We start from the raw sequence: 19,585 nt of genomic DNA on the forward strand, positions 1-19,585 counted from the left end.
TCAGCGGCTCGCCGGACCCGTTCCGGCAGTTCGGCGCGGCGGCGGCGCGGTCGGTGTCTCGTCGTGCGGCGTCGACCGGCTGTGGAACGTGGTCGCCACCACGGCGGTCAGGCAGATCGCCGCGGCGGCCATGAGCGGCGGGCGGGCGCCGAGGTGGACGGCCGCGGAGCCGAGCGGGATCGCGACGACGAGCGGCCCGAACATCGCGGTGTTGGCCGTCGCGGAGACCCGTCCCAGCAGCGCCGACGGCGTGTGGGTCTGCACGGCGGTCACCGCCGCGACCAGGGTCCAGGGCAGCCCGACGCCGGCCACCACCGCTCCGACGACAGTGGCCGGCCACCACGGCAGGCAGCGCGCGAGGCAGCCGACCGCGAACAGCGCCGTCCCGGCGACACCGACGGCAACGGGACCTCTTGTCGCGATGAGCCGGCCGACGATCAGGCCACCGAGAATGGAACCGGCGCCCTGCGCGCTGGCCAGCACACCCAGGAACGTCGTCGGCAGGAGCAGCTCGGTGACGACGATCGCGTAGATTCCCGCCGTCGTGAAGCCGGACATGGCGATGGACACTGCGGCGAGCACGACCGGCAGACGTGTCGCTGGCTGTCCGAACAGGACCACCAATCCGGTACGCGGGCCGTCGCCGCGTTCGGTGGGTCGGTCGGTGGGCGTCCGGTTCAGGCGAAGGAGCGCGTACAGGGTGGCGACCAGGACCGGCGCGGCCGCACTGAGGACGGCGACCGCGTGGCCGCCCCGCCACGCGTAGAGGCCGGCCCCGGCCAGGGGAGCGACGAGCTTCATGCCCTCCTGCGCGCTGGAGCGCCACCCGTTGACGTCGCCGAGTTCGGTCGGCGCGAGTGCCGACGGCAGCAGCGCCGTCTCGCCGGCGTCGATCAGCACGTAGCTGACGCCGTAGGCGCACGAGACGGCGAAGATGAGCCACGTCTGCCCCGGCCCGCGCACCGCGAGGAGCGCCAGTAGGGCGGCCGCCAGCATGAGGTTGACGGCGATGACCAACGGCCGCCGGGGTGCCCGGTCGAGCAGACCGCCCAACCACGGGCCGGCGAGCACCGGGGCGTAGACGCAGAGCCCGGCGAGGGCGGCGAGGCTGGTGGAGCCGGTGAGGTCCAGGATCCAGATGCCGGCGACCAGGGACATGGCGCTGCTGCCGAAGCCGGACAGCAGGGAGATCGTCACGAACAGGCCCGCGTTGCGACGCATGAGCACTCCGAGTTGAGTCGAGGTGACTCACATCCTGAAGCTTGAGCGAAGCCCAGGCAATGCCGCCGGATACTGTCAACGATTCATTGACAGGGCGGCGTCGATTTTCGTGGCGGCGGTCCGAGCCGGCGCGGGCAGTCGCGCACCCGCCTCGGCGAGATCGCTGGCGAGGAGCGCCGCCAACGCGTGCAGCGATCCCGGGGCGGCGTCCAACGCGGCATCCACTGTGCTCCGGACGAGCGCCGCTCGACGAAATCGGCTGTCCCACCGCTGGTCGGCGCCGATCCACCGGGCGAGGTCGGCCACCGCCGCCCGCAGCGCCGCGATCTGCGCAGGCATCCGGAGGTCGAGCTGCTGCCGCCGCGTCCATCGCGCCGCCACCAGCCGTTGTCGACGCTGCTCGGCGGCCTGCCGGCTGCCGAGGCCGAGCGCGGTCGCGATCTGGGCCCACGTCGCGCCGTCGTGGCGCGCGCGGTCGATGATCTCCAGCTCCTGCTCGTCCAGCCGCACGCGGGTAGCGCGGACCTCCGCCAACCGGGCCAGCTCCGACGTCATCCGTCAACGTTACATTGACACCGTCGGGACCTCGGCGGTGATCGTCCTGGGGGCGCGGACCATGAACACGTCCACCGGATCCTCGCTGTCGACAGTGAAGCCGTGCCGCTCGTACAGCCTCCGGGCCGGGCTGCCCCGCAGCACGTTCAGCCGCACCGGCGTGCCGGCGCGATCGCACCGGTCCAGCAGGTCGCGCAGCACGGCCGTGCCGATGCCACTGCCCTGTAGCCGCGGGGCCAGGTAGAAGTGCTCCAGCCAGTGGGCGTCCGCGTCGGGCCGCAGCGCCACGCAGCCGGCGAACGCGCCGTCCACCTCGACGACCCAGGTGTACGCCGGGGCGAAACCGTCCCGCAGGCGCTGCCGCACCCGCTGATCGTCGTACCGGCCGAGCCGCTCCAGATCGGCCCGCAGCACCACCGCCCGCAACTCGGCCACCGCCTCGACGTCCGCCGTCGAGGCCGGCCGAAGCTCCCAGTCCGCCATGATCAATAAGCTATCGCGGCCCGGTGCCCTGGTGTTCGCGCAGCCCTGCGACGAGGAGTTCGACCATGCGACGCGCGTCGTAGCGGGGTTCGCCGGCGCCGATGCAGAGATTGCCGACCCCGCGCAGCAGCTCGAATGCCGTCACGTCGGGGCGGATCTCGCCGGCCGCGGCGGCGGCGTCGAGGAGTTGGGCGCACACCGGCACGAGGCGGTCGAGGAAGTAGGCGTGCAGCGTCTCGAAGGCCGCGTTGTCGGACTGTAGCGCCTCGGCGAGGCCGTGCTTGGTGACCAGGAAGTCGACGAAGAGGTTGATCCATTGGGTGAGGGCGGCGTGTGGAGTGCCGCTGTCGGCCAGCAGCGTCGGGCCCGCCTCCGCGCACGCCTCGACCTGGTGCCGGTAGACGGCGACGATGAGGTCGGCGCGGGTCGGGAAGTGACGGTAGATGGTGCCCACACCGACGCCCGCCCGGGCGGCGATCTCGCGTACGGGCGCGTCCACGCCCGAGGTCACGAAGGCAGCGGCGGCGGCGTCCAGCAGTGTCGCCTCGTTGCGTCGGGCGTCGGCCCGCTTCCGCGGGGTCGACCTCCCCGATTCGCTGTCGATGTCGGCCACCGCGCCGTTACCTCCGTCACTTGGCAAACGGAACGCTGTTCCGTATCGTTCTTAGCGGAACGTGGTTCCACTTACTCAGGATGCCAGAGCGAGTGGGCCAGTGTCACCTCACCCTTCCGTGGAGGAACAACCATGCAGTACCGCACCCTGGGGCGCACCGGCGTCCAGGTCAGCACCCTCGTGCTCGGCGCTATGAACTTCGGCAAGCTGGGGCACACCACCCAGGGCGAGGCGACGGCGATCGTCGACGCCGCGCTGGAGGCCGGAATCAACCTGATCGACACCGCCGACATGTACAGCCAGGGCGAGTCGGAGGAGATGGTCGGCAAGGCCATCGCCGGCCGCCGCGACGACATCGTGCTGGCCACGAAGGCCGGCATGCCGATGGGCGACGAGCGCAATCAGCGGGGCGCCTCGCGCCGCTGGCTGGTCACCGAGTTGGACAACAGCCTGCGCCGCCTCGGCGTCGACCACGTCGACCTCTACCAGATCCACCGGTGGGACCCGACCACCAGCGACGAGGAGACCCTGTCGGCGCTGACCGACCTGCAACGGGCCGGAAAGATCCGCTACTTCGGCTCCTCGACCTTCCCCGCGTACCGCATCGTGCAGGCCGAGTGGGCCGCGCGGGAGCACCACCTGGGCCGGTACGTCACGGAGCAGCCCAGCTACTCGATCCTGCAACGGGGGATCGAGGCGCACGTCCTGCCCGTGACCGAGCAGTACGGGCTCGGCGTGCTCGCCTGGAGCCCGCTCGCCTCGGGCTGGCTGTCCGGTGCGATCCGCGCCGGCCGGGAGATCACCACCAGCCGCTCGGCGCTCCTGCCCGCCCGCTTCGACCTCAGCGTCCCGGCCAACCAGGCGCGGCTCGACGCCGTCGAGCGACTGGCCACCGTCGCCGACGAGGCGGGGCTCACCCTGATCCAGCTCGCCCTCGGGTTCGTCACCGCGCACCCGGCCGTGACCAGCGCGATCATCGGCCCCCGCACCATCGAGCACCTGCACGCCCAACTCGCCGCCGCGGACACCGTGCTCCCGGCCGACGTGCTCGACGCGATCGACGCGATCGTCGCACCCGGGGTCGACCTCGCCGCAGCCGAGAAGTTCGACACCCCGCCCGCGCTGCTCGACCCGGCGCGGCGGCGTCGCTGAGCCAACGGGTGCGGTGATCGGCGCCGCTGGTCACCTAGGATGTGACTCATGAGCGCTGAGGCTGTCGGCATGCACATGCCCGCCGTTGTGACGCTCGACGACGTGGCGGCGATGAACGCTGCCGATCCGAACGGTCACCGCTACGAGACCAGCCCCGAGGGGGTCCTGTCGGTCATGCCGCCGCCCGATTCGGAACACGCCATGATCGCCAGTCGCCTCTTCGCCTGGTTGATCGTGGCGGGTTGGCCCGCCGAGCAGGTGCTCCAAGCAGTCGGTGTGCGCATCTCCGGACCGGACGGTGACGGTGGCCGCATCCCCGATGTGAGTGTCTGGCGTAAGCCGCCGTCCCGCAGCGTCTGGGCCGCAGTCGCCGACGTCGTACTCGTCGTGGAGATCGTCTCGCCGGGCTCGGAGGCGATGGACTCCGTGACCAAGGTCCGCGAGTACGCGTCGGCGGGGATCCCGCAGTACTGGGTGGTCGATCGGGACGGCGCGCAGACGGTCACCCTGCACCGGCTGGGCGGGGACGGCAGCTACGAGACGCGGGCGCGGATGCCGTTGGCCTGGCTGCTCCAGACCGCCCCCGCCGACCATCTCGACTGAACGTCAGCACCGACGGCCTGCCCAGGCCTGTCGTATCGTTCCGGGATGGTGCAGCCGGTGTGGGCGAACGGTGACGCGTACGAGGCGTACGTGGGTCGGTGGAGCCGCCTGGTCGCTGTGGAATTCCTGCGCGGCTTGGCCGTTGCGCCGGGGCGGCACTGGCTCGACGTGGGCTGCGGCACCGGAGCGCTGACCTCGACGATCCTCACCCACGACGATCCCGCCGAGATAACCGGCATCGACCCGTCGGAGGGGTTCGTCGCTGTCGCGCGTACGCGGGTCACCGACCCCCGGGCGGCCTTCCAGGTCGGTGACGCGCGGGCGCTGCCGCTGCCCGATCGCGTCGCGGACGTGGTGGTCAGCGGACTGACGCTCAACTTCGTGCCGGAGCCCGCGCGGGCGGTGGCGGAGTTCGCCCGGGTGGTCCGGCCGGCCGGGGTGGTGGCCGCCTACGTCTGGGACTACGCCGAGGGGATGGCGATGATGCGGCACTTCTGGGCCGCCGCCGCACGGCTCGACCCGGCCTCGGCGAAGCTGGACGAGGGGAACCGCACCACAGTGTGTCAGCCCGACGCGCTCCGCACGCTCTGGGAGCGGGCCGGGTTGCGGGACGTGTCGGTCTGGCCGGTCGACGTGCCGACGACCTTCACCGACTTCGCCGACTACTGGACACCGTTCCTCGGCGGTCAGGGGTCGGCGCCGGGGTACGTCGCGACGTTGGCCGAATCCGACCGGGCCGCGCTGCGGGAGTCGCTGGCCACCCGGCTGCCGGTCGAGCCGGACGGCTCGATCCGGCTCACCGCGCGGGCCTGGGCCGTGCGCGGGACGCCGCCCGAGTAACCGCCGCGCCGAGCCCTTCCGGGCCCTTGTCGCAATTCGGACAAGACGGTAAAGCCCCTGGTAGAGCACCCTTGGGGCAGGTGGAGGTAGACGGGTGGCGGGCCACATCCCGATCCTCCGGTCCGGTGGGGACAACATCGTCCACACCGGTGCCGCCCTCACCCAGCCCGGCCTCGAAGCCGTGGCGGTCACGGCACAGCCGCCGTGCCGATCGCGCGTACGACAGGCCGTGGCTGTCACCGACACCCCTGCGGGCGCCCGCAGCGGTGCCTCCGCCCATCGGGACAAGGACGTCAGCACCACCGGCAGTCAGGCAGCGCCGTCCGCCGGTCGTACCTGCCGTCCCCGTGCCCCGCCGGCCTTTCGCACTGTGGACCCCGCCGGGTCCGACGTCGCTGAACCGCGCGCCGAGGCCCGGCGACCGAGCAAGAAAGGGCCCGACATGGCCGCTCCCACGGCAACCGCAGCCTTGAACGCATCCGTCTTCGCGCCGGGTGACCAGATGCTGCTGACCGTCACCTACTCAGACGCCGACACCAAGCCGCTGACCGTCACCATCGTGGTCACCGACGCGCAGGGCAACAGCAGCGCGCCGGTCAAGGTCACGGCGATCATCGACCCGCTCAGCGTGAGCGTCACCGACAACTCCGGGCGTACCTGGACCCGGGTTTCCGACAACGGCTCCGTGGCCGTGTATCGGTCGGTGGCGTGATGCCCCGGGTAACCGTCCAGGTCCGCGACGCCGCCGGCAACACCGCGACGGCCACCGCCGACTACAGCCTGGGCCAACCCGTGCTCGGCGGCTACTACCTGTCCGGCGGCGCCGATCCGACCGCCGACATGGCCGGCGGCAACTTCCGGTCGCTCACCCAGTACCGCAGCTTCGCCGACGGCTACATCTTCCCCGGCTACAACCGGCCCTGGCTGGTCAACCTGGGCAAGGCCGGGGTGCAGATGAACATGGTCCTGGAGCTGAAGCACTACGGCGCTCCGAACTACGGGCCGCAAAGCTTCACTGTGGACGGCACCAGCTACACGGTGCCGGCGCCGACGATGACCATCCAGCAGCGTCCCGGCACGACCTGGCCGAAGGCGTACGGGTACGGCCAGGTGCTCAAGGGGCAGTGTGACGGGTTGTTCGCCCGCGCCCTGTCGCAGTACCGGACGCTCGGTTTCGGGGTGAACATCCAGCTCGCCTCGGAACTGGACACCGATCACGAGTTCGGCACCACCGAGGACGGCAAGGCGTACACCTGGGCCGAGTCGGACGCTCGGGCGGTGCAGGCGATGAACTACATCCTCACGTGGTTCAAGGCGCGGACGCTGCCGGTCGGGACGACCTTCTCGGTGGGGCTGGGAGGCTTCGACCGGGCCTGCTTCCAGCGCACCCACCCGGAGTCGCTGATGTCCCGCCTCGACTATCTCCAGTGGAACGCGTACGGCACCAACGCCAGCCACACCGCGCTGGCCCGGTTTCGCCGGACGAAGGACTGGGCAGTGGCGGATCTCGGCCCGGTGGCGCTGTCCCGACCGGTGATCATCGCCGAGTGGGGGGTCAGGTCGGCCGAGATCCCGGACCAGGCGGCCTGGATCGCCACAGTGCCGGCGGCGATCGCCCAGCTCAACGCCGAGGGTGGGCCACGGATCGTGCGTACCAACTACTTCAACTCCGGGTGGGGCACCCTGACGCCGAAGGCGGTCGGGTTGGCCGCGCTCCGCGAGGCGTACGCCAAGCGGCCGTACGTCTGACCGGGTTCCGGCGGCTCCGGGCTCCGGGGCCGCCGGGACTGCACCGGTCAGCCCTCACCGAGCCGTTCGGCGTACGCGTCGCGCAGCTCGGGCCAGCCGTAGTCCTTGGCCTCCGCGCCGCGGATGGGGCCGACCGGGTCACCGTCGAGCAGCAGGTCGGCCACGTCGAGGCAGAGGTGCCAGCCGGCCGCGACCATCGGCAGTATGCCCCGGTCGGCGACGGTGTGCCGCAGTGTGAGCCGGGTGCCGCTGCCCAGCGGGCTCAGCTCCCAGCGCAGCAGGTCGTCGCCCCAGGTGTACTCCAGCAGGTGCGGGGGCTCGGCCCGGCGTACCGTCGACGGGTCCTCCTGGGTGGTCTCGCCGTCGACGAGGGTGAGCACGGCGGCGCCGGCGTTGCCGAGATCGCGGTCGGCGAGGAACGGCGCCCACTGCGCGAGCTGGGCCGGGTCGGTCAGTGCCGCCCAGACGGTGGCTGGCGGATGCCGCAGGTCGCGGACGAAGACGACTGTCGCGCCGGCGTCGCTGGGCTCGGCGCGCACGTCGGCGGGTGGGCTCGGGCGGAACGCGTCGCGGTCCATTCACTGCTCCTGACTGTCGAGGTGCCGTTCCAGGGCGTCCAGGTGTCGGGCCCAGAGCCGCCGGTACGGGTCGAGCCAGCCGTCGACGTCCCGCAGTGGGCCGGGGTCGAGGCGGTAGATCCGCTGTCGGGCGGCCGTCCGGCAGGTGACGAAGCCGGCGTCGCGAAGCACCCGCAGGTGTTTGGAGACGGCCGGCTGGCTGACCCCGAGCCCGTCGACCAGCTCGCCGACGCTGCGTTCGGCGTCGCGGAGCTGATCGAGGATCCGGCGCCGGGTGGGCTCGGCGAGGACGGTGAAGGCGTCGGTGGACACCTTCCCAATATGCCTCCTCCGTCATATGACTGTCAAAGCATACGACGGCAGCCGCCGTCCCGACGCGGCACCGCCGATCGGCTGCCTATGCTCGGATCATGGAACTTCGGATCTTCACCGAGCCCCAGCAGGGTGCCAGCTACGACCAGTTGCTCGCCGTCGCCCGCTGCGCGGAGGACGCCGGCTACGGCGCGTTCTTCCGGTCCGACCACTACCTGAAGATGGGTGACGTGAGCGGCGAGCCCGGCCCCACCGACGCGTGGACCACTCTCGCCGGCCTGGCCCGGGAGACCAGCCGCATCCGGCTCGGCACGCTGATGACCGCCGCCACCTTCCGGCTGCCCGGCCCGCTGGCGATCACCGTGGCGCAGGTCGACCAGATGAGCGGCGGCCGGGTGGAACTCGGCATCGGCACCGGCTGGTACGCCGAGGAGCACAGCGCGTACGGCATCCCGTTCCCGCCGCTGGCCGAGCGGTTCGACCGGCTGGAGGAGCAGCTCGCCGTCATCACCGGGCTCTGGGCCACGCCTCCGGGGGAGCGGTTCGACCACGACGGCCGGTACTACCCGGTCCGGAACTCGCCCGCCCTGCCCAAGCCCGTGCAGCAGCCGCGTCCTCCGATCCTGCTCGGCGGGACGGGTCCCAAGCGCACCCCTCGGCTGGCCGCCCGTTACGCGGACGAGTTCAACCTGCCGTTCGCCTCGGTGCCGGACACCGCGGCGCAGTTCGACCGGGTCCGCGCGGCCTGCGTCGAGATCGGCCGGGACCCGGCCGAGATGGTCTGGTCCAACGCCCTGGTGCTCTGCTGCGGGCGCGACGACGCCGAGGTGGCCCGACGGGCCGCCGCCATCGGCCGCGAACCGGACGAGCTGCGGGCCAACGGCCTGGCCGGGACGCCCGCCGAGGTGCTGGAAACCATCGGCCGGTACGCGGAGATCGGCAGCGAGCGGCTCTACCTCCAGGTGCTGGACCTTGGCGACCTGGAGCACCTGGAGCTGGTCGCCAGCGAGGTGATGGCGAAGCTCTGAGTCGACAGCGCCTCCGGGTCAGGCCCGGTGGGCGCCCGTCCCGACCGCGTTCGGGTCGCCCAGCACGGTGTCCAGCCGCCCATCGCGGTCACTGTCCACGTAGGTGATGTCCGGGATCCCGTCACCGTCGACGTCGATCTGGACGACGTCGGCGACGCCGTCACCGTCGAGGTCGGTGACCACCTCCACCGAGCCGTCCAGGTGACGGGTCACGATCGACTGTGCGCCACTGGCGCGCGGCGGCGGGCCGGGTGCCGGCACCGGCGTCGGGGCGGGCGCGGGCGCCGGTGTCGGTCGAGGACCGGGAGTGGGCGACGGGTGGCTCGGAAACCCGCCGGCCGGCGGCGCGCTGGCCTGCTCGACCTCGGTGCCGGTGGGGTCCAGCTCCTCCTCCGAGGGGAAGACGTCACCTCGTGCGGCCGGATCGCGGTAGCTGCTCATGGGCGTAGGGTTCCCCGACGACGACGAGAACAACCGTGCCCGATCGACCGGTGTCCTTGGTGCCCGGTCTGGCGGAAGATGTCGGGACCGACGCCACGGTCATGAAACGGGGGTCCGAGCGTGGAACTGCGCCGGAATCGGGGGGCCCGTGTGCTCGCCCTGGTGTGCGTACTCGGTGGAGTGCTCCTGCTGGTCTATCCCAGCGACGGCGCCCTGCTGCGGACGATCATCGCGGTGGGGGCGATAGCGCTCGGCGCGGTGGCGCTGGTCAGCGCGATGCGGCCGTTCCGATTCGGGATCCACGCGGACGGGCTCACCATCCGGCGGCCCGGCCTGCGCCGGGACGTCCGGTGGGCGGAGGTCGACGCGCTGGTCCTCGACGAGCCGCCCCGGCGCGACGGCCACCCGGAGCCGCCGCGACTGCTGTTGGTGCCCGTGCCGGGTGTGACGATTGAGCTGACGGCCCGCCATCCGCTCGACGGCCGACCCGCCGTCGAGTTGCTCGTCCTCGACCAGGTCCGCGAGCAGCCCGAGCAGGTGTCCGCCGCGCTCACCCAATATGCCGGCGGCCGTTTCGTCGACCTGCTCGCGCTGCGTCGCGCCGCCTTCGAAGCCCCGGAGATCCCGGTCGGCCTGCGTGGCTACCAGATGGACCGGGTCGACCGGTTGATCCGACGCGGCCAGGACGCGCTGATGTCCGGGGACGCGTCGGCCCGGCAGGCGGCCCGGGGAGAGATCGAACGCGCCACCACTGCCGGTCTGCCGATCGCCCAACGTGGTTACAGCACCTTCCAGACGGATACGGTTCTGGACGCCCTCGTCACCGCGTTGGCCGACCACCAGAGCACCGATCGGGAGACCGCCACATGACCGCGCAGGGATCGCACGCCGCGTCGACCACTGACGTTCCGCGCCGCAACTGGGCCGGCAACGTGCGGTACGCCGCGAAGGCGTTCCACCGCCCCACCTCCGTCGACGAACTGCGCCGGCTCGTCGCCGGCAGCGGCCGGATCCGCGCGGTGGGCAGCGGGCACTCCTTCAACCGTCTCGGCGACACCGACGGTGACCTGGTCAGCCTCGCCGGGCTGCCGGCTGTCGTCGAGGTGGACCACGAGCGGGGGCAGGCCACAGTCAGCGGCGCGCTGCGCTACGGCGACGTCGCCCGACAGCTGCACACCCAGGGGTACGCGCTGGCGAACCTCGCCTCGCTGCCGCACATCTCGGTGGCCGGCGCGGTGGCCACCGCCACTCACGGCTCCGGCCAGACCCACGGCAACCTGGCCAGCACTGTCGCCGGCCTGGAGCTGGTCACCGCCGACGGGGATCTGCTCCGCGTCGACCGCGACACCGACACGTTCGCCGGCATGGTGGTCGGCCTCGGCGCGCTCGGCCTGGTCACCCGCGTCACAGTGGACGTCGTGCCGACCTTCGCGCTGCGCCAGTACGTACGCCTCGACCTGGACCGGACTGCGTTGGACGAGGCGCTCGGCTCGGCGTACAGCGTGAGTGTCTTCACCGACTTCCGTACGCCCCGGCTGCGCGAGGTGTGGCGCAAGCAGTTGGCGGACCAGCCGCCACCCTCGGCGGACTGGCTGGGCACCACTGCCGCCGACCAGCCCCGGCACCCGGTGCTCGGGATGCCGGCGGAGAACTGCACCCCACAGCTCGGCGAGCCGGGCCCGTGGCACGAGCGGCTGCCGCACTTCAAGCTCGGCTTCACACCGAGCAGCGGCGACGAACTGCAGTCCGAGTACCACGTCGCGCGTACGGCTGCGGCGGACGCGCTCGCCGCGCTGGACGACCTGGCGGACCTGATCGCACCGGTGCTGCTGGTGTCCGAGCTGCGGACGGTCGCGGCCGACGAGCTGTGGCTCAGCCCGAACTACCGGCGGGACAGCTTCGTGCTGCACTTCACCTGGGTCGACGACACCGCGGCGGTGCTGCCGGTGGTGGCCGCCGTCGAGGAGCGGCTGGCGCCCTTCGCGCCCCGCCCCCACTGGGGCAAGGTCTTCGTCACCGACCCGACCGAGCTGTCCGCCCGCTACCCGAGGTACGCCGACTTCGCCGCGCTCCTGGCCGACCTGGACCCGAAGGGCACGTTCCGCACCGACGCCCTGGACCGCTACTTCCCCCGGTGACCGAGCGCGTGCCATAGCGCTGTGGCATGGGGCGGCTGGGATTGGTGGGGTGGAAGACACCGGACAGACACTGATGCATGTCGATGAGTCTCATCGTCCGGTCCCCGTCCCGGGACCGTCGGCTCCACCCCTCGGAGCGAGACATGCAGCCCGTACCCGCCATCACCCCCGAACCAGTCGCCCCTCGCCCCCGTCGCGGTCTGCGCTGGGCGCTCGCCCTGGCCGTGCTCGGCGCCGGACTGGGCGCAGCGCCGGCCGCCCACGCCGCCGCCAGCCCGTACGAGCGCGGCCCGGCCCCCACAGTGGCCAGCATCGAGGCCAGCCGGGGCGCGTTCGCCATCGCCCAGAGCACCGTCGCCGCCTCCAGCGTCAGCGGTTTCCGGGGCGGAACGATCTACTACCCGACCAGCACCGCCGAGGGCACCTTCGGCGCGGTGGCGATCTCACCCGGCTACACCGCCACCCAGTCCAGCGTGGCCTGGCTGGGGCCGCGCCTCGCCTCGCAGGGCTTCGTGGTGATCACCATCGACACGTTGTCCCGCTACGACCAACCGGCCAGCCGGGGCACGCAACTGCTCGCAGCCCTGGACTACCTCACGAACACCAGCGGCGTGCGTACCCGGATCGACCGCAACCGGCTCGCCGTGATGGGGCACTCGATGGGCGGCGGCGGCAGCCTCTCGGCGGCGAACTCACGACCGCAGTTGCAGGCCGCGATCCCACTGACCGGCTGGCACACAGTCAAGAACTGGTCCGGCGTACGGGTGCCGACGCTGGTGGTCGGCGCGGAGAACGACTCGGTGGCGCCGGTGTCGTCGCACTCAAAGCCCTTCTACACCAGCCTGCCGTCCACGCTGGACAAGGCGTACCTGGAACTCAACAACGCCAGCCACTCAGCGCCCACCTCGACGAACGTGACCGTCGCCAAGTACAGCATCTCCTGGCTGAAGCGCTTCGTGGACGACGACACCCGCTACGACCAGTTCCTCTGCCCCGCACCCCCGGCCTCGACAACCATCCAGGAGTACCGCAACACCTGCCCCCACTCCTGACCCGCGCCCCCTCCGTTGATCATGGGCTTGGCGGTGCCGAGGTCGGCGTGTCGCGCCGTCAACTCCATGATCACCGGGAGGGGGTGGGGGTGCGGAGGGTGCTGCGTTGGACGGCTCGGCTGATGTCGCTGGGGGAGACTATGCCGGTCAGGTGGCCGTCTTCCGTGACCACCAGGGCGCGGCCGTCGGCGCACTCGGAGAGCCGGGGGAGCAGGTCGTTGAGCTGTTCGTCGGGCTGGGCCAGCACCAACTGGTCGGCTCGACAGGCCACCTCGGCCAGCGTTGTCGACGCCCGCCGCTCCGGCGGCACGCCCCGCACCCGGTCGACGGTGACCAGGCCGGTCGGCCGGCCGTCCTCGGTCAGCGGCAGCGCCGAATGCCGGTACGCGAACAGGTAGTGGTCGACGAAGTCCGCGACAGTCATCTGCGCCGAGGCGGTCTGCGGCTGCGGGGTCATCACATCGCCCACCCGAATCCCGCGCAGCGCGGTGCCCGTGCGGGCCTGCCGCTCCTCCATCCCGGCCGCCCCGATCAGGAACCAGCCGATCAGCGCCAACCAGAGCCCCCCGAAACCGACACCGGACAGGAACTGCCACAACCCCAGGCCGATCAGCAGCACACCCAGCACCCAGCCGGCCCGGGCGGCGACCACTGACGCCCGGGTCCGGTCACCGGTCGCCTTCCAGACCGCGGCACGCAGCAACCGGCCACCGTCCAGGGGCGCGGCCGGCAGCACGTTGAAGATGGCCAGCAGCACGTTGATCCCCGCCAGCCAGGCCACCGCCCCGAACAGCAGCCCGCCCTGCCCGGCCAGCGCGAGCAGCGCCGCGATGGCACCGAAGAACGCCCCGATCAGCAGGCTGACCAGCGGACCGACGCCCGCGATGCGCAACTCCGCGCCCGGGTCACGCGGCTCGCCCCGCAACTCGGCCACGCCGCCGAACAGCCACAGCGTGATGCCGTCGACCTCCAGCCCGTTGCGCTTGGCCACCACCGCGTGCGACACCTCGTGGGCGAGCAGGCCGACGAAGAAGACCACCGCCGCGGCCAGCCCGGCGCTCAGGTACGCCAGTGACGAGCGGTCGGGGTACGAGCGGGGGAACTGGTTCGCGGCCAACCCCCACGCGATCAGCGCGAAGATGACCAGCACGCTCCAGTTGACGCCGACCGGCACTCCCGCGACCCGGCCAAGCCGGAAACTGGCCCTCATCCCACCGGGATACCCCGCCAGACCGTGGACATGCCGAGAATCAGCCAGACCGTGTGATCCACTCCGCTTTCGTGAAGTCGGGGGGTTTCGGCGCCAGGGTTACCGCGATTTCACGGACGTCGAGTGGATCATGCTCGGCTGTATGGTGGCCGAGCCCCGGTCAGCGGCGGGGGGTTTCGCTGGCGATGGTCATCTCCCGGGGCAGGGCCGCCGCGCGTAGTGCCCAGTCCAGCGCGTAGTCGGCGATCTGCTCCCAGCCGTCCTGGCCGACGGTGAAGTGTGACCGGCCGGCGAACTGCTCGTACGCGGTGAGGGCCCGGGACTTCTGGTAGAGCCCGGCGTTGGCGCGGACCACCGACGCCGGCACCACGTGGTCGACCTCGCCGGCCATCAGCAGCAGCGGCGCCCGGTCGGTACGACCGACGTCGACGCGGGCCGGCGAGCGCGGGTCGAGGTTGGCGAACGCGCCCTCGAAGAAGACCCGCCCGGCACCGGGGACTGCGTAGCGCCGCCAGGCCCGGTCGGAGTCCTCGCGGCTCATCGTGTTGCCGAAGGCGTAGGCGAAGTCGTCAGGGGTGAACGGGACGGCCTTGCCGCGGTTGGCGGGGCTGCGCAGGATGGGAAAGCCCGAGCGCAGCTGACTTAGCGGCACCTTCAGCACGCCCTTCACCGCGGCGGGGTGCACTCCCACCACTGCCGCGCCGAGACCCCGGTCGGCGAGGACCTGGGCGAACAGGCCGCCGAACGAGTGCCCCATGATGATCGGCGGTCGGGGCAGCGCCCGGATGATCCGGTCGTAGTGCGCCACGATCGTGGCCATGCTCTGCTCGGCGATCGGGGCGGGGTCGTCGCGCAACTCCTCCACGGACCGGTCCATGCCGGGCCAGGCGGGGGCGATGACGTGCATGCCGCGCTCGGTGTACCGCCGGGTCCACCCCTCCCAGCTGCGCGGCGTCATCCAGAGCCCGTGGATCAGTACGACAGTGTCGACCTGACCCTGCGAGTTGGCACCCATCGCGTCCTCCCGGTGTCGCGGCTCGGCCCGGCGGTTACCCGCTGTGCCCGTCCGGAATCCGGCCGCCCTGACAAATGTCACGGTCGGAGCGTGACGACCGCTCCGGGCATCGGGGTACGCGCCGCCGGAGCATCAGTGGCATGACCAGTACGCATCCGGCTGTCGAGTTGGACGGCCTCACCAAGAGCTTCGGCGCTGTCACCGCTGTCGACGGGTTGAGCCTACGGGTGCAGCCTGGCGAGGTGGTGGCGTTCCTCGGCCCGAACGGCGCGGGCAAGACCACCACCATCGACATGCTGCTCGGGCTGTCCCGTCCGGACACGGGCACCGTCCGCGTCCTCGGCGGCACCCCGGACGACGCGGTGGCCCGAGGTCGGGTCGCCGCCGTGCTCCAGACCGGCGGGCTGCTCAAGGACCTCACAGTGGGCGAGACGGTACGGATGACCGCCCACTTCTACCGGCACACCCGCCCGGCGGCGGAGGTGCTGGAGCGCGCCGGCATCACCGACATCGCCGATCGGGTGGTCGGACGCTGCTCGGGCGGTCAGCAGCAACGACTGCGCTTCGCGCTGGCCCTGCTGCCCGACCCGGACCTGATGGTGCTCGACGAGCCGACCACAGGCATGGACGTCGAGGGTCGGCGCGACTTCTGGCAGGCCCTGCGCCGTGACGCCCGGCGCGGACGGACAGTCATCTTCGCCACCCACTACCTCGACGAGGCGGATGCGTACGCCGACCGGATCGTGCTGGTCCGGCAGGGGCGCATCGTGGCCGACGGCACCACCGCGGAGATCAAGAACCTGGCCGCCGGCCGTACGGTGCGGGCCACCCTGCCCGGTGCCGACCAGGCCGCACTCGCGGCGCTGCCCGGCGTGGACGCCGTGGAGGTGCGCGGAGACAGCGTGCTGGTGCGGACCGGCGACTCGGACGCGATCGCCCGGCACCTGCTGACCCGGACCGAGGCCCGGGACGTCGAGATCACCTCGCAGAACCTCGAGGACGCCTTCCTCGCCCTGACCACCGCGCAGACCGGAGCCTGAGATGACCACCCTGCCGGCCACCCCCACCCCCACTCCCGTCCGCGCCGACGAGCCGGATCGTCGGCTGCCCGCCCTGGGCGGGTTCTCCCCGGGCGTCCTGCTCATCGAGTTGCGCCGGGTGCTGCGCAACCGCCGTACCCTCGCCTTCACGCTGATCATGCCGGGTGTCTTCTTCCTCATCTTCGGCCTGCCGCAGGGCGGACAGAACCTGGACAACGGCCGCCCGGTCACCGCGTACGTCATGATCAGCCTGGCCGTCTACGCGGCCATGGTGGCGACCACCAGCGCCGGCGGCGCGGTGGCCACCGAGCGGGCGTTGGGCTGGAGCCGGCAGTTGCGGCTCACCCCGCTGCGCCCGACCGCGTACGTGGCCACCAAGCTGGTCACCGCGATGACCCTCGGTCTGCTCGCGGTCGTCGTCGAGTTCGCGGTGGGCGCGGTGGCCGGGGTCCGCATCCCGGCGTACGTCTGGCTGCTGTCCGGGCTGGCCGCCTGGATCGGCTCACTGGTCTTCGCGGCGTTCGGCCTGTTCATCGGCTATCTGGTGCCGGCCGAGAACGTCATGCAGTTCATCGGCCCGATCCTCGCCATCCTGGCCATGTTCGGCGGGCTGTTCGTCCCGGTCGAGGTGCTGCCGCACGTGCTTCAGCAGGTCGCGAAGTTCACCCCGGTGTACGGCATGGGCGAGTTGTCCCGCGCCCCGCTCACCGGCGACGGGGTGAGCATGGCCGGCGTGGCGAACATGGTCTTCTGGGCGCTGGTCTTCGGCGTCGGCGCGGCCCGGCTGTTCCGCCGGGACACCGCGCGGGTCTGACCACCGCGACCGTTAGCGTGGACCCGATGGACTCCCTGACGGGTCAACCCCGACCGGTGAGCCGCCGATGGCGGTTCACCGGTTGGCTGCTGGCCGGGGTGTGGCTGTTCTTTCTCAACGTGCCGCTCTCCACAGCGCTGCACCAGCCGCAGCCGTGGCGGCGGATCGTCGGCGTCGCCACCCTGTTCGCTTTTGGCCTCGGCTACGTGCTGCTGTTCCAGTGGGCCCGTAACCTGCGCGAGCACCTCCGACCGATCCCTCCAGGCCGCGCCGGGCTCGCGCTGGTGGGGCTGGTCGTGCTGGGTTTGGCCGGCATTCCGGGCACCGCCGGGGACTGGACGGCGACGCTGGTGTTCGTGGCCGCGTCGGCGGTGTTCCTGCTGTCGGCGGTGCAGGCGCTGATCATCGTGGGGCTCTGCGCGCTGATCCCTCTCGTGGGGGCCTGGCTGGTGCCGACCTGGACGGGGGAGAGCACTGTCACCTTCGCGGTGCTGCTGGCCTCGTTCGCCATGTTCGGGGTGTCCCGGCTGGCGCAGCGCAACAGCGAACTCCGGGCCGCCCAGCAGGAGATCGGTCGGCTCGCGGTCGCCGAGGAGCGGGCCCGCGCCGCCCGCGACCTGCACGACATTCTCGGGCACTCGCTGACAGTGGTGGCGATCAAGGCCGAGTTGGCCGGGCGTCTGATCGAGGTCGACCGGGAGCGGGCCGCCGCCGAGATCGCCGAGGTGGAGGCGCTGGCCCGGGCCGCGCTGGCCGACGTACGACAGACGGTCGGGGCGTACCGCGAGGTCAGCCTGGCCGCCGAGCTGGCCGGCGCCCGCTCCGCGCTGGCCGCGGCGGGCATCGCGGCGGACGTGTCGGCCGAGGTGCCGGAGCTGCCGGAGGAGTGGGACCGGTTGTTCGGCTGGGCGGTACGGGAAGGGGTGACGAACGTGGTCCGGCACAGCGGGGCGCGGTGCTGCGTGATCCGGGTGCACCCGGATCGGGTCGAGATCAGTGACGACGGTCGTGGCCCGTCCACTCCCGACGCGAACGGGCACGGGCTGGTGGGCCTGCGGGAGCGGGCGCGGCGGCTGGACGCGGTGGTGACCGTGGGTCGTCGACCGGCGGGTGACGGTTTTCTGCTGCGGGTGCACGCGCCGGCGGGAGCCCGGTGAGCGCCGTGCCCACGCCGATCCGGCTGCTGCTCGCCGACGATCAGGCGCTGGTCCGGGGTGCGCTGGCCGCCCTGCTCTCGCTGGAGGAGGACCTGACAGTGGTCGCCGAGGTCGGCCGGGGCGACGAGGTGGTGCCCGAGGCCCGACGCAGTGGCCCCGACGTCGCCCTGCTGGACGTGGAGATGCCCGGCCTGGACGGGATCGCCGCCACCGCGGCGTTGCGGGCCGCGCTGCCGACCTGCCGGGTGCTGGTGGTGACCACCTTCGGCCGACCCGGCTACCTGCGCCGGGCGATGGAGGCCGGTGCGAGCGGTTTCGTCGTCAAGGACACCCCGGCCCGGCAGCTCGCCGACGCGGTCCGCCGGGTGCACGCCGGCCTGCGGGTGGTCGACCCGACGCTGGCCGCGGAGACGCTGGCCGCCGGGGTCAGCCCGCTGACCGAGCGGGAGACCGAGGTGCTGCGCACCGCCCGGGGCGGTGGCAGCGTCGCCGACCTGGCCAGGGCGTTGCACCTCTCCGAGGGAACGGTACGCAACCACCTGTCCTCGGCGATCGGCAAGACCGGTGCCCGCAACCGGGCCGACGCGATCCGGGTCGCCGAGCAGAACGGCTGGCTGCTCGGCGAGTGACAGGGCGCTCGGGCGCTCAGGCGGTCGGCGGCGGGGCGGCCAGTTGGTCGACCACGACGACGCTGCTGCCGGGACGGACCTCGGCGAGCAGTTCCCGCTGACCGCTGCGGGTCAGCCGGATACAGCCGTTAGTGGTGTTCTCGCCCAGCTCGTCGTCGTGCTGCCAGGTGTGTACCCCGATGTGCGCGCCGCGCAGCCCGGACGGCACCGACTCCGGGTCGTCGGGCACCGAACCGAGGGCGTAGATGTCCACCCCGCCGTAGACCTCCTCCGGCGGTGGGGTGCGGCCCAGGATGAAGGTCCGCCCCAGTGGAGTCTCCTGGCCGGACTGACCGAGGCTGACCTCCCAGGAGCGCACCGCCTTGCCGGCCCGGTACCAGGTGAGCCGGTGGACCTTGCGTTCCACCACGATCTGGTCGCGCAGCGGCACCGTCTCGAACCCGCCCGGCGGCAGCCAGGCGAGCCGGCGGTTGGCCGAGGGCAGCAGGACGGCCGTCCAGCCGGCGCGCCGCTGGGCGATCGGCATGGTCAGCTCGACACCGCGGATGCTCGGTTCGAGGAAGGCGCGCGGCCGACCGCCGGGCGCGTCGTACGCGGCGATCCGTGTGGTCGGGTGCACGCCCTCGGTCAGCGGTGTGACGTCCAGGGTGTTCGGATCGGCGGGGAACCCTCCGGGCGCGGGGTCGTAGTCGACCACCGGCAGCCCGTCCGGGGCGGGCGCGGCCGGAGGGATCGACTCCTCCGGGCTCTGCTCCACACTGCTCGGAGTGGGGTCGGCTGCCACCACGTTGCGGTCGTCGGGGGCCGTCGAGCTGGGCGTGAGGGCCTGGCCGACCAGCAGCGCGGTCACCAGCAGCGCGGGTACGCCGATCGCGGCGGCCACCCAGACGCCGCGACGACGGTACGGAGTCTTTCGGTCAAACGGCACGAAACCACTCTATGGTGGCGGATGCTT

General features: G+C 72.1%; 23 protein-coding genes. 13 read left to right on the top strand and 10 right to left on the bottom strand.

Annotated elements, in window-relative coordinates; all coding sequences use genetic code 11:
• From OG598_RS00925 to OG598_RS00940, 4 genes are all read right to left on the bottom strand, one after another.
• Positions 1-1,221 (bottom strand): MFS transporter, encoded by a 1,221-nt coding sequence (locus OG598_RS00925; protein WP_328652628.1) that lies wholly within the window; start codon positions 1,219-1,221, stop codon positions 1-3.
• Between the two features lie 75 nt (positions 1,222-1,296).
• On the bottom strand, positions 1,297-1,776 hold the full coding sequence (locus OG598_RS00930) for a hypothetical protein (RefSeq protein ID WP_328652629.1): 480 nt from the start codon (positions 1,774-1,776) through the stop codon (positions 1,297-1,299).
• Between the two features lie 9 nt (positions 1,777-1,785).
• Entirely contained in the window at positions 1,786-2,259 is a 474-nt protein-coding gene (locus OG598_RS00935; RefSeq protein ID WP_328652630.1) for a GNAT family N-acetyltransferase, read from the bottom strand.
• A 10-nt stretch (positions 2,260-2,269) separates the two neighbouring features.
• On the bottom strand, positions 2,270-2,863 hold the full coding sequence (locus OG598_RS00940; protein ID WP_442931486.1) for a TetR/AcrR family transcriptional regulator: 594 nt from the start codon (positions 2,861-2,863) through the stop codon (positions 2,270-2,272).
• Positions 2,864-3,004: 141 nt separating this feature from the next.
• On the opposite strand from OG598_RS00940, the gene OG598_RS00945 reads away from it, so the two are divergent.
• From OG598_RS00945 to OG598_RS00965, 5 genes are all read left to right on the top strand, one after another.
• Positions 3,005-4,024 (top strand): aldo/keto reductase, encoded by a 1,020-nt coding sequence (locus tag OG598_RS00945; protein WP_328652632.1) that lies wholly within the window; start codon positions 3,005-3,007, stop codon positions 4,022-4,024.
• Between the two features lie 48 nt (positions 4,025-4,072).
• Entirely contained in the window at positions 4,073-4,627 is a 555-nt protein-coding gene (locus OG598_RS00950; protein ID WP_091409135.1) for a Uma2 family endonuclease, read from the top strand.
• Between the two features lie 45 nt (positions 4,628-4,672).
• Positions 4,673-5,467, top strand: a complete 795-nt coding sequence (locus OG598_RS00955; RefSeq protein ID WP_328652633.1) for a class I SAM-dependent methyltransferase — start codon at positions 4,673-4,675, stop codon at positions 5,465-5,467.
• A 442-nt stretch (positions 5,468-5,909) separates the two neighbouring features.
• Positions 5,910-6,179 (top strand): hypothetical protein, encoded by a 270-nt coding sequence (locus OG598_RS00960; protein ID WP_328652634.1) that lies wholly within the window; start codon positions 5,910-5,912, stop codon positions 6,177-6,179.
• The gene (locus OG598_RS00965) at positions 6,179-7,216 is read left to right on the top strand and encodes a hypothetical protein (RefSeq protein ID WP_328652635.1); all 1,038 of its coding nucleotides are present in this window, start codon (positions 6,179-6,181) and stop codon (positions 7,214-7,216) included. Before OG598_RS00960 ends, OG598_RS00965 begins: the two co-directional genes overlap by 1 nt.
• 47 nt (positions 7,217-7,263) lie before the next feature.
• On the opposite strand, the gene OG598_RS00970 is transcribed toward OG598_RS00965, so the two are convergent.
• Both OG598_RS00970 and OG598_RS00975 read right to left on the bottom strand, forming a co-directional pair.
• Complete coding sequence (locus tag OG598_RS00970) at positions 7,264-7,794, bottom strand: SRPBCC family protein (protein WP_328652636.1); 531 nt, start codon at positions 7,792-7,794, stop codon at positions 7,264-7,266.
• Positions 7,795-8,106: an ArsR/SmtB family transcription factor gene (locus tag OG598_RS00975; RefSeq protein ID WP_112699184.1), complete on the bottom strand. Its 312-nt coding sequence runs from the start codon at positions 8,104-8,106 to the stop codon at positions 7,795-7,797.
• Positions 8,107-8,204: 98 nt separating this feature from the next.
• Between OG598_RS00975 and OG598_RS00980 the strand changes: the two genes are divergently transcribed.
• Complete coding sequence (locus OG598_RS00980; RefSeq protein ID WP_328652637.1) at positions 8,205-9,134, top strand: LLM class F420-dependent oxidoreductase; 930 nt, start codon at positions 8,205-8,207, stop codon at positions 9,132-9,134.
• Between the two features lie 18 nt (positions 9,135-9,152).
• Here the strand turns inward: OG598_RS00980 and OG598_RS00985 are convergent, their stop codons facing one another.
• Complete coding sequence (locus tag OG598_RS00985; protein WP_091409158.1) at positions 9,153-9,575, bottom strand: hypothetical protein; 423 nt, start codon at positions 9,573-9,575, stop codon at positions 9,153-9,155.
• A 150-nt stretch (positions 9,576-9,725) separates the two neighbouring features.
• On the opposite strand from OG598_RS00985, the gene OG598_RS00990 reads away from it, so the two are divergent.
• The 3 genes from OG598_RS00990 to bdeA all read left to right on the top strand — a co-directional run bounded on the left by OG598_RS00990 (position 9,726) and on the right by bdeA (position 12,765).
• Positions 9,726-10,445 carry a hypothetical protein gene (locus OG598_RS00990; RefSeq protein WP_328652638.1) on the top strand — a complete coding sequence of 240 codons (720 nt, stop codon included), beginning with the start codon at positions 9,726-9,728 and terminating at the stop codon, positions 10,443-10,445.
• Positions 10,442-11,713 (top strand): FAD-binding protein, encoded by a 1,272-nt coding sequence (locus tag OG598_RS00995; protein ID WP_328652639.1) that lies wholly within the window; start codon positions 10,442-10,444, stop codon positions 11,711-11,713. The genes OG598_RS00990 and OG598_RS00995 overlap by 4 nt, the downstream gene beginning before the upstream one ends.
• Positions 11,714-11,856: 143 nt before the next feature.
• Positions 11,857-12,765 carry a bis(hydroxyethyl) terephthalate hydrolase gene (gene bdeA / locus OG598_RS01000; protein ID WP_328652640.1) on the top strand — a complete coding sequence of 303 codons (909 nt, stop codon included), beginning with the start codon at positions 11,857-11,859 and terminating at the stop codon, positions 12,763-12,765.
• Positions 12,766-12,835: 70 nt separating this feature from the next.
• On the opposite strand, the gene OG598_RS01005 is transcribed toward bdeA, so the two are convergent.
• Positions 12,836-13,975 carry a site-2 protease family protein gene (locus OG598_RS01005; protein WP_328652641.1) on the bottom strand — a complete coding sequence of 380 codons (1,140 nt, stop codon included), beginning with the start codon at positions 13,973-13,975 and terminating at the stop codon, positions 12,836-12,838.
• A gap of 160 nt (positions 13,976-14,135) precedes the next feature.
• Positions 14,136-15,071 (bottom strand): alpha/beta hydrolase, encoded by a 936-nt coding sequence (locus OG598_RS01010; RefSeq protein WP_328652642.1) that lies wholly within the window; start codon positions 15,069-15,071, stop codon positions 14,136-14,138.
• Between the two features lie 59 nt (positions 15,072-15,130).
• Between OG598_RS01010 and OG598_RS01015 the strand changes: the two genes are divergently transcribed.
• From OG598_RS01015 to OG598_RS01030, 4 genes are read left to right on the top strand one after another with little or no spacing between them, the layout of a single operon-like run.
• Positions 15,131-16,030 carry an ABC transporter ATP-binding protein gene (locus OG598_RS01015; protein ID WP_328652643.1) on the top strand — a complete coding sequence of 300 codons (900 nt, stop codon included), beginning with the start codon at positions 15,131-15,133 and terminating at the stop codon, positions 16,028-16,030.
• Between the two features lies 1 nt (position 16,031).
• Positions 16,032-16,844, top strand: a complete 813-nt coding sequence (locus OG598_RS01020; protein ID WP_328652644.1) for an ABC transporter permease — start codon at positions 16,032-16,034, stop codon at positions 16,842-16,844.
• A 26-nt stretch (positions 16,845-16,870) separates the two neighbouring features.
• Entirely contained in the window at positions 16,871-18,001 is a 1,131-nt protein-coding gene (locus OG598_RS01025) for a sensor histidine kinase (protein WP_328652645.1), read from the top strand.
• Positions 17,998-18,630, top strand: a complete 633-nt coding sequence (locus tag OG598_RS01030) for a response regulator transcription factor (RefSeq protein ID WP_328652646.1) — start codon at positions 17,998-18,000, stop codon at positions 18,628-18,630. Before OG598_RS01025 ends, OG598_RS01030 begins: the two co-directional genes overlap by 4 nt.
• 16 nt (positions 18,631-18,646) lie before the next feature.
• Here OG598_RS01030 and OG598_RS01035 read toward each other — a convergent pair whose 3' ends face one another.
• Positions 18,647-19,558, bottom strand: a complete 912-nt coding sequence (locus tag OG598_RS01035) for a L,D-transpeptidase (protein WP_328652647.1) — start codon at positions 19,556-19,558, stop codon at positions 18,647-18,649.
• Positions 19,559-19,585: the final 27 nt, after the last annotated feature.

Source organism: Micromonospora sp. NBC_00330 (assembly GCF_036136635.1).
In the GTDB taxonomy this organism is placed as follows: Bacteria; Actinomycetota; Actinomycetes; order Mycobacteriales; family Micromonosporaceae; genus Micromonospora; species Micromonospora salmantinae.